General features: G+C 55.6%; 8 protein-coding genes and 1 pseudogene. 1 reads left to right on the top strand and 8 read right to left on the bottom strand.

Going from position 1 to position 7,822, the window contains the following annotated elements:
• Nucleotides 1-97: 97 nt before the first annotated feature.
• The 6 genes and pseudogenes from BIS10_RS15850 to BIS10_RS15825 all read right to left on the bottom strand — a co-directional run.
• A pseudogene (locus BIS10_RS15850) lies at nt 98-508 on the bottom strand (transcription termination factor Rho); the annotation flags it as partial.
• 50 nt (nt 509-558) lie between these two features.
• On the bottom strand, nt 559-1,251 hold the full coding sequence (locus BIS10_RS15845; protein WP_192859196.1) for a Fic family protein: 693 nt from the start codon (nt 1,249-1,251) through the stop codon (nt 559-561).
• 259 nt (nt 1,252-1,510) lie between these two features.
• Nucleotides 1,511-2,263: an endonuclease/exonuclease/phosphatase family protein gene (locus BIS10_RS15840; RefSeq protein ID WP_301282070.1), complete on the bottom strand. Its 753-nt coding sequence runs from the start codon at nt 2,261-2,263 to the stop codon at nt 1,511-1,513.
• A gap of 964 nt (nt 2,264-3,227) precedes the next feature.
• Entirely contained in the window at nt 3,228-3,839 is a 612-nt protein-coding gene (gene cobO / locus BIS10_RS15835) for a cob(I)yrinic acid a,c-diamide adenosyltransferase (RefSeq protein ID WP_153844090.1), read from the bottom strand.
• A gap of 19 nt (nt 3,840-3,858) precedes the next feature.
• Nucleotides 3,859-4,299, bottom strand: coding sequence for a YtoQ family protein (locus BIS10_RS15830; RefSeq protein ID WP_253506559.1), 441 nt, complete (start codon nt 4,297-4,299; stop codon nt 3,859-3,861).
• A gap of 251 nt (nt 4,300-4,550) precedes the next feature.
• The gene (locus BIS10_RS15825; RefSeq protein WP_253506555.1) at nt 4,551-5,858 is read right to left on the bottom strand and encodes a cobyrinate a,c-diamide synthase; all 1,308 of its coding nucleotides are present in this window, start codon (nt 5,856-5,858) and stop codon (nt 4,551-4,553) included.
• Nucleotides 5,859-6,001: 143 nt separating this feature from the next.
• Between BIS10_RS15825 and BIS10_RS15820 the strand changes: the two genes are divergently transcribed.
• A complete protein-coding gene (locus BIS10_RS15820; protein ID WP_253506552.1) occupies nt 6,002-6,886 on the top strand; it encodes an NAD(P)-dependent oxidoreductase in 885 nt (294 codons plus the stop codon).
• 9 nt (nt 6,887-6,895) lie between these two features.
• On the opposite strand, the gene BIS10_RS15815 is transcribed toward BIS10_RS15820, so the two are convergent.
• Both BIS10_RS15815 and BIS10_RS15810 read right to left on the bottom strand, forming a co-directional pair.
• Nucleotides 6,896-7,666, bottom strand: a complete 771-nt coding sequence (locus BIS10_RS15815) for an ABC transporter ATP-binding protein (RefSeq protein ID WP_253506549.1) — start codon at nt 7,664-7,666, stop codon at nt 6,896-6,898.
• A partial coding sequence (locus BIS10_RS15810) for an iron chelate uptake ABC transporter family permease subunit (RefSeq protein WP_253506565.1) occupies nt 7,666-7,822 on the bottom strand: 157 nt, incomplete at its 5' end. The genes BIS10_RS15810 and BIS10_RS15815, both read right to left, overlap by 1 nt.

Raw genomic sequence — 7,822 nt, 5'->3', positions numbered from 1 at the left:
GATTTTGAATTCTTCAGTGTAGCGGGGATGGCTCATGGTTCCTCCTAGATACCTTTAGTATAAGGCCTGGAGGTGTCTACGAAACCTGGGGCGATTCATGGTTCGCATAGCTTTCATCGGACGATGAGGCATGCACTTCCGCCGACACGCTGCGCTTAAAATCGGTGACTTCTTCCGGGCGCTCATCAATCAGCAAGGCGTACAGTTTTATATCCGGGTAAGCCTCCGCCACGGCTTGGCAGATATGCTTTAACAGCGTCGTTTTGCCAGAACCGGGCGGTGCCACAATCAACCCCCGCTGCCCCATGCCGATGGGCGTGATCAAATCCATCGCCCGCACTGTGCGCGGCTGATCACTAGGCGCTAGATACAGGCGTGGGGAAGGATGGATGGCGGTGCCGTTTAGGAAGCGTGTTATGGGGTCGTTGGTGGTTGGGTCTTCGACGTCGTTGGTGGGTTTGGGCTCTGGTGGCCTTTTGGTTTTTAGGCTTAGGGTTTTGCGGGTCATGGTAGGGTGGATTGCCTTTTAAATTTGGGTGTTCATGATTAACCCCCGTGCTAACCCATGTTGAGGCCTAGCGTGAAGTTACGAGTAATTTTTTCATCTAAACAGCTTCGCAGGAATGTATTCATCGCTCGCATATCGTTCGATGAATAAAAATCGAGCATCAATGTATTAAATTCCTGCTGCCGCTTCGCTTGCACGTTGATCACCGGGAAGCCGTTAGCCAACAAGATACCGTTCATCATGAAACGGCCAGTGCGCTTGTTGACGTCCCAAAAAAACTGAGCGCGAGCCATTTGTAAAAATGCCGTGATGCCCTGATCGTAAACATCCGTCTCACCGTAGACTTGTTGCTCAACTTCTCGCCATGTTGCATCTAACTCATCGGGAGCAGGCGGCTCATACTCAGAGCCAGCGATAGTGACATAACCTGAACGGAACTTACCCCACTCTAACGCTTCTTCTTTTCCGGCGATCTCGTGAATACTCAGAGCCGTTTTTTTGTCGAATGTAAACTCACCCTGCTCGACCAAATCAAAAATGAACGCCCACGCTTTGGCTTGGTTGATCGCCATGTTCTGATCGCTGATGCGATGCCCACCTACGGTAATACCATCAAGAATGGTCTGCACCTCAGGCAGCGTCATGGCAACGCCTTCCAGATTCACCGCATCGTAAACCAGAGCAGGCACATCTCTTTTAGCCAGCTGTACGGCCAGAGGTAAATTGGGTTTCATGTCCCACATATTAGCTCCTGATGGGTGGCATAAGGTGGTGGTTTACGCTAAGGCTCTCAAGGCGGCTTGCGGCTCTTTGGTCACGGTTTAAGAGAATTTTACTGTTGCGCGTCTTGTTAGCGCTAAGCCCGAAATCCTCACGAATAACTTCAGGATGACGAAACGCAATCTCAATTAACGCCTTAGCTTACCCAGACGACTTACGCCGCCTTGACTTTTCCCCTGACATTAAAACCATGAGCACCATGAGAGCTACAGATAATTTTGATTAACTATTGATGCTCAGCGTCAATGGAACATGGTCACTTGTTGAAATCCAGTCATCGTGCTGGCCGATCTGCAGAGAACACTTTTCCGTGAGATCGGCCGAGGTAAAAACGTAGTCAATGTGGTAAGCCTTCTGGCGGTTTCGCTGCAAGAAAAAAGTTGGGCTGGTCTCACTACCCTGCTCTTCCTCGAAGGCTCGGTGATATTGGCTTTTGAACCCCATCTCACCAAGCTCGGCAACTACGTCCGAGTGATTCCACCAACGGTCAGGCTTATCCCAGCGCACATTGCTATTAAAATCACCGAGAATAACTGTCTTTGACCCACTTAGATCTTTTCGATGGATTTGTAGATACTTCCATAATTGACCTATGTAACCAAACACCTCTTCATTGCGCCCCTTCGTCCAGACAGCAAGCACAGTGAAATCTCCGTCGATGGTAAAGGGAAGGAAGAGCCTGAGGTCTTCCGTACTCCAGTTTAGGCTTTCACTTTCGCTGAACAGCCCAGGTACAGAAAATCTGCCGTTCCAATCTACCTTTTCAATCCGATGACCGTTACGGGGAAAAATGCCTATACCACGGTTTTTTGAATCGCCCAACCACAGGTACGAACCGGCCCACTCCCTATAGCTGGGAGTCGATAGCCCAGGGTCTTCACACTCTTGTACCACCAAAATGTCAGCTTGTAAGCTATCTGCTTGCACAAGTTTCCGCCTCAGTGCTCCATTACAGTTCCAGGTTACGATTCTCATAGATTCGGACAGTTATTGTCGCTAGCAAGCGCGGCTTTGTAATGGAGGCAAAGCCGCAATAAAAAAGACGTCACCGTGACTGACCTTGTTAGCTACAGTCATTAAGGAGCTCAACATCAAGATCATATGGCTCAGTTTCTCCATCATCGGTCCAGGCTCCAGTTGCTGAGATTACGCCATCGTCTACGCCCAAGGTGAGTATTACCCTAGCCTTATGCTCATTCGATTCTCCGTCATACCAATAAGATGCGCCGCCCTCAAATGCTTTGCTATTTCGTACCAGCCGACAGCTACCCGAGTACTTGGCGCCATCATCAGAACCCGAAAAATCGAATACAACCTCATTCTCCCGCCATATGAAATGATTCACATCAACCTTAAACTGAGGCTCACCATTGTAATCGAGGTATATCGTTCCTCTGATCATATTCGACCCCTTCTTTAGCCAGCTAAGAGTGATTATATAACCTTCCGCATAATACTAATGAACGTACCAACATGATAATTGATGTTACATAGCCACCCTAACGACCGTAAACTGCTGTTTAAATTACACTATTTATGGCGCATGGCAGCATATACAAAATTCGCGTACCCGCTTGTTTTTACGATTTGATCATACACTATTCATAAATTTTGCTTTGGTCACGCAGATTTTTGGGGAAATTGTGCTGGGTTAAGGGGTGGATGGTTTAGTGAGTGCGGCACTTGAGGTGGGTGGTTTCTTATGGCGTGGTGGATGGGCGGCTGAACGCCGCCTTCGCGGGTGCCTTCTTCGCTCGTTGCTCTCGCTCAGTCGTTACGCCGCGCTACAGGATTGGGCTATGTGGCTTTATCATCGCGAGCTGAAGCTCCCTCCTACAACTTCAGGCCGCCATAGCCATAGCCATAGCCATAGCACAGGGTAATGAGGGTTCGATTATCATCCCCTCACCATTCACCACTTACGATTCTCCACTGCCCCTTAAAGCTCAATCCCTTTCTGGGCTTTGATGCCTTGGTCTTTGAAGGCGTGTTTGACCACTTTCATTTCGGTGACGGTGTCGGCGAGGTCGATGAGTTGTTGGGGGGCGTAGCGGCCGGTGACGATGGCGTGTTGCATGGCGGGGCGGGCTTGTAGGTCGTCGAGGACTTGGTCTAGGTCGAGGTATTCGTAGCGTAGGGCGATGTTGAGTTCGTCGAGCAGCACCATGTGGTAGCTGTCGTCTTGGAGCATGCGCTTGGCTTGTTCCCAGGCGGCGTTGGCGGCGGCGACGTCGCGTTCGCGGTCTTGGGTGTCCCAGGTGTAGCCTTCGCCCATTACGTGGTAGTCCACGTTGGGCAGGTTGCGGAAGAAGGCTTCTTCGCCGGTGCTGAACGCGCCCTTGATGAACTGCACCACGCCGACCTTCATGCCGTGGCCAAGGGCGCGGGCGAGCATGCCAAAACCGGAGCTGCTTTTGCCTTTGCCGGGGCCAGTAAGCACCAGCAAGATGCCCTGCTCTTTATCGGCGCGGGCAATGCGCTCGTTCATGATTTTCTGCTTGGCCGCCATGCGCTGGGCATGGCGTTCTGGGGTTTTGGCATTTTCGCGCATGGGGTCTCCTTGGGGTGTTTTACGCTTTCAGCACGTAGCGCAGAGTTTCCACGACCTGATCGGTGGTGGTGCACCAGGCTTGTGCTTGGGCGTCGACTTCTTTCAGCGGGTGAACAATATCTTCGCTGTGCAGCGTGATGTAGGGCTTGGCCAGTGCCGCGCAGTAGCCTGCGTCAAAGGCGGCGTTCCACTGTTTGTACTTGTCGCCAAAGCGCACCACCACTAAATCCGCCTGTTCGATCATCGTGCGGGTGCGGATGGCGTTCACTTTGGAGGACTGGTGGTCGCGCCAGAAGCCGTTCTCCGGTTTGCCCAGGTGGTCGCCTGCGGCATCAGAGGCGTCGTGGTCAGTCACCGGGGCGGTAAACACCACATCCAGGCCCGCCGCTTCTGCGCCGCGCTGGATCTCTTCACGCCAGTCAGTGTGAATCTCGCCGGAAAGGTAGACGTAAAAGCTCATGGTAGCTCCTTTAGGGTTGGGGAGTGTCTCGCCGCTCTATGATAGCCCACTGCTGCTTTATGGAAAAACCTTCCATATTTTTAGGCCGGTCGCTGCGCTTTCCCCTATCTATAACTACGCTAGGCTCTGTCTGAAAAGTCGGCGAGCGAAGGTCAGACAAGGCAAAAATCGGCGAAAAGACGGAGTTTACATGTTGTAAATGAGTACTTTGAGCCGATTTTTAACGCCGTATGGCCGAGCGCAGCCAGTTTTCAGACAGAGCCTATCGCTTGGCCGGTGAAGATATCCGCCACCAATTTAGGCGCTGAAGGGAAGTAACCGTGGAAGTAGCTGGCTACCAGCGCGCCATCACGGTAGATCGGTTCGGCTTCGCTGCCTGCCAATTTGCGGGTGCGGGCCAGCGGCTGCATGGAGGTTTCCAACAGCGAGTGGTGGTAGGTGTGGCCGCGCAGTTCGCCGCTTTGGGTGTGTAGGCTTTGCAGCCCAAGTGCTGTCAGCTTACCGGCCATTTTGGCGGTGCCGGGCAGCAGCCCAAGCATGGCGTGGGCACTGCCTTCGCCATCGACTAATTGCTCAACACAGCTCATGAGCCCCCCGCACTCGGCCAGTATCGGTTTGCCTGCGCGGTGGTGGGCGCTGATCGCCTCTAGCATGGGCTGGTTAGCGCTGAAGCGGGCGGCGTGCAGCTCCGGGTAGCCGCCGGGCAGCCAGAGCGCGTCGCATTCTGGTAGTGCTGCGTCGTTGAGCGGTGAGAAGAAGTGCAGCGTCGCGCCCATCTCTTCTAATACATCGAGATTCGCGCGGTAGATAAACGCGAAGGCGTCGTCTTTGGCGATGGCAATGCGCACGCCGCGCAAATAGTCCGGTACGGGCTTGGGGGCATCAGCGCTTAGCGTTACTTCTTTGGGCAGGCGGCCTAGCCCGGCGTCTTCTAACACGTTGGCGGCGGCGTCTAGCTGGGCATCCAGGCCGCTCAGCTCGCTGGCTTGCACTAGGCCCAAGTGGCGGTCGGGGATTTTCATGGCGTCATTACGGGGAATCGCGCCCAACAGCGCAATGCCTTCCGGCATGCTCTCATTCAACAGCTTGCCGTGGCCGGGGCTGCCGATGCGGTTGGCGATCACTTCGTGAATGGCGAGATCGGGGTGGTAGTTGGCCAAGCCCTGCGCTACCGCGCCAAAGGTTTGTGCCATGCCCCAAGCATCGATCACCGGCAGCGCGGGGATGCCCGCCAGAATGGCTAAGTCCGCGCTGGAGGGCGAGCCATCGAATAGCCCCATAGAGCCTTCCACCAAAATCACGTCGGCTTCTTGGGCGGCTTTGGCTAAGCGCCAGCGGCACTCATGCTCGCCGGTCATCCAGGGGTGAAGCTGATACACCGGCTGGCCGGAAGCGACCTCTTGCACCATGGGGTCTAGGTAGTCGGGGCCGTGCTTGAATACCCGCACGGTGCGCCCGGCGTTGCGGTGCAGCCGCGCCAGCGCCGCCGTCACCATAGATTTTCCCTGGCCCGAACCGGGGGCGCTGATGAGCGCTGCGTGTGCTTTTCCCTGGAACATAACGATCCTGTTTATCGGTTAATGGTGATTCCATGTCCATGCGTTAACGGCTGAGTGTCTGCGGGTCGAACCTTTCTTTGCTAAGGTGAAGGTCTTCGTTTGATTCTATGTTCCGCTCTGTTTCACTCACCGGAGTTTTCCGCATGCGTATTCTGTTTACTGGCGGCAGCGGCAAGGCTGGCCGCCATGCGACTGCTTATCTTCGCGATCAAGGTCATCGCGTCACCAATCTGGATTGGGCAGTATCCGACGTGCCCGGCATCACGACTCTAAAAACCGACCTGACCGATGCAGGCCAAGTGTTCAATGCGTGCCAGGCCTACGCAGGGTTCGAAGAGCTTGAACCGGGCACCGGCGTGCCGCGTTACGATGCCATTGTTCATTTCGCCGCCATTCCCGCCATCCTGCATCGGCCGGATAATGAGACCTACCGCATCAATACGCTGAGCACCTACAACGTGCTGGATGCCGCCACCAAGCTGGGCATTCCTAAGGTGATCTTCGCTTCCAGCGAGACCACCTATGGCATTTGTTTTGCCGATGGCGAGAAGAAACCGGACTACCTCCCCGTCGATGAAGAGCACCCCACCGTGCCTCAAGATAGCTATGCGATGAGCAAGGTGGTCAACGAGGTGACCGCACGCTCCTTCCAGGCGCGTTCGGGCATCGACATCTACGGCCTACGCATCAACAACGTTATTGAGCCCCACGAGTACCGTCAGAATTTTCCGGCCTACATGGATGACCCGGCCCTACGTCGCCGCAATATTTTCGCCTACATAGATGCCCGCGACCTGGGCCAGATGGTCGATTGCTGCCTGAAAACGGACGGCCTGGGCTACCAAGTGTTCAACGTCGCCAACGACGATCTCTCGGTTGGCCTAACCAACGCTGAAGTGATCGAGCGCTTCTATGCTGGCGTCCCCATCAAGCGCGACATGGGCGAATTCGAGACGTTCTACAGCAACGAAAAAGCACGTCGACTAGTCGGCTTCGCGCCCCGCCATACGTGGCGGGAAGAGCTATAGCACTAAGCGTTACCCTTTTATCGGCACAAACACTGGCGCGCCCTCCACCTCGACCACCGCGAGCTTTTGGCGGTAGAGGCTTTCTAACGCACTGGGCACCAGCATGGTGTCCCGTGAGCCCCAGCAGGCTTCGCCGCTGGGGTAGAGCAGCAGAATGTGGTCGCACCAGCGGGCGGCTAAATTCAAATCGTGCAGGCACATCATCACCGCGCTGCCCTGGGCGGCCTGCTCGGCCATTAGCGCCATTACTGCGCTTTGGTGGTGTAAATCCAGGTGGTTGGTGGGTTCGTCCGCCAGCCAAATATTGGGCGCTTGGGTAAGCACCGTCGCCATCGCTACCCGCTGGCGTTCACCGCCGGAAAGCGTGTTGACCAAGCGGTGGCGAAGATGCGCCACATCCAGCGCTTCCAGGGCGGCCTCGGCGCGGGCGTAGTCGTCGGCACCTTCCATCTGCCACAGGGAAAGGTACGGGTGGCGGCCAATCAGCGCGGTCTCTAGCACCGTGGCGGGAAAGCCGTCTAGCCGCTCTTGAAACACCAGCCCTAGCTGCTGCGCCACTTGCCGCCTGCGCAGTTGGCTAAGCGGCGTGTTGCCTATCAGCACCTGCCCTGAACGGGGGGCGTTTAACCCCGCCAGCGTATGCAGCAGCGTGGTTTTGCCCGCCCCGTTGGGGCCAAGCACGCCCCACACCTGCCCTGGCTCGATGGTGAGGTTCAGCGCCGTGCCTGCGCTGCGCCCCGGCACGTTGATGATCAGGTCTTGAGTCGCCAAGCGGGTCATCAGCGGCTCCGGTAGAGCAAAAAGAGGAAGGTGGGCACGCCCAGCAGCGCGGTAATCACGCCCACGGGGAGCTGTTCAGGGGCAATCATCGTTCGCGCTAAGGTGTCGGCCAGTACCAGCAGCGTGCCGCCTGCCAGGGCGCAGGCGGGTAAAATC

It is taken from the genome of Halomonas sp. 707B3, from assembly GCF_024158645.1.
Taxonomy (GTDB): Bacteria; Pseudomonadota; Gammaproteobacteria; order Pseudomonadales; family Halomonadaceae; genus Vreelandella; species Vreelandella lionensis.
This window is presented reverse-complemented; position numbering and strand designations above follow the sequence as displayed.

What these genes read in the sequence shown, in the direction of transcription:
- BIS10_RS15820 (WP_253506552.1), top strand. Translation starts at nt 6,002, where the DNA reads ATGCGTATTCTGTTTACTGGCGGCAGCGGCAAGGCTGGCCGCCATGCG.
- BIS10_RS15840 (WP_301282070.1), bottom strand. Translation starts at nt 2,263, where the DNA reads ATGAGAATCGTAACCTGGAACTGTAATGGAGCACTGAGGCGGAAACTT.
- BIS10_RS15845 (WP_192859196.1), bottom strand. Translation starts at nt 1,251, where the DNA reads ATGTGGGACATGAAACCCAATTTACCTCTGGCCGTACAGCTGGCTAAA.
- BIS10_RS15815 (WP_253506549.1), bottom strand. Translation starts at nt 7,666, where the DNA reads ATGACCCGCTTGGCGACTCAAGACCTGATCATCAACGTGCCGGGGCGC.
- BIS10_RS15825 (WP_253506555.1), bottom strand. Translation starts at nt 5,858, where the DNA reads ATGTTCCAGGGAAAAGCACACGCAGCGCTCATCAGCGCCCCCGGTTCG.
- BIS10_RS15830 (WP_253506559.1), bottom strand. Translation starts at nt 4,299, where the DNA reads ATGAGCTTTTACGTCTACCTTTCCGGCGAGATTCACACTGACTGGCGT.
- cobO (WP_153844090.1), bottom strand. Translation starts at nt 3,839, where the DNA reads ATGCGCGAAAATGCCAAAACCCCAGAACGCCATGCCCAGCGCATGGCG.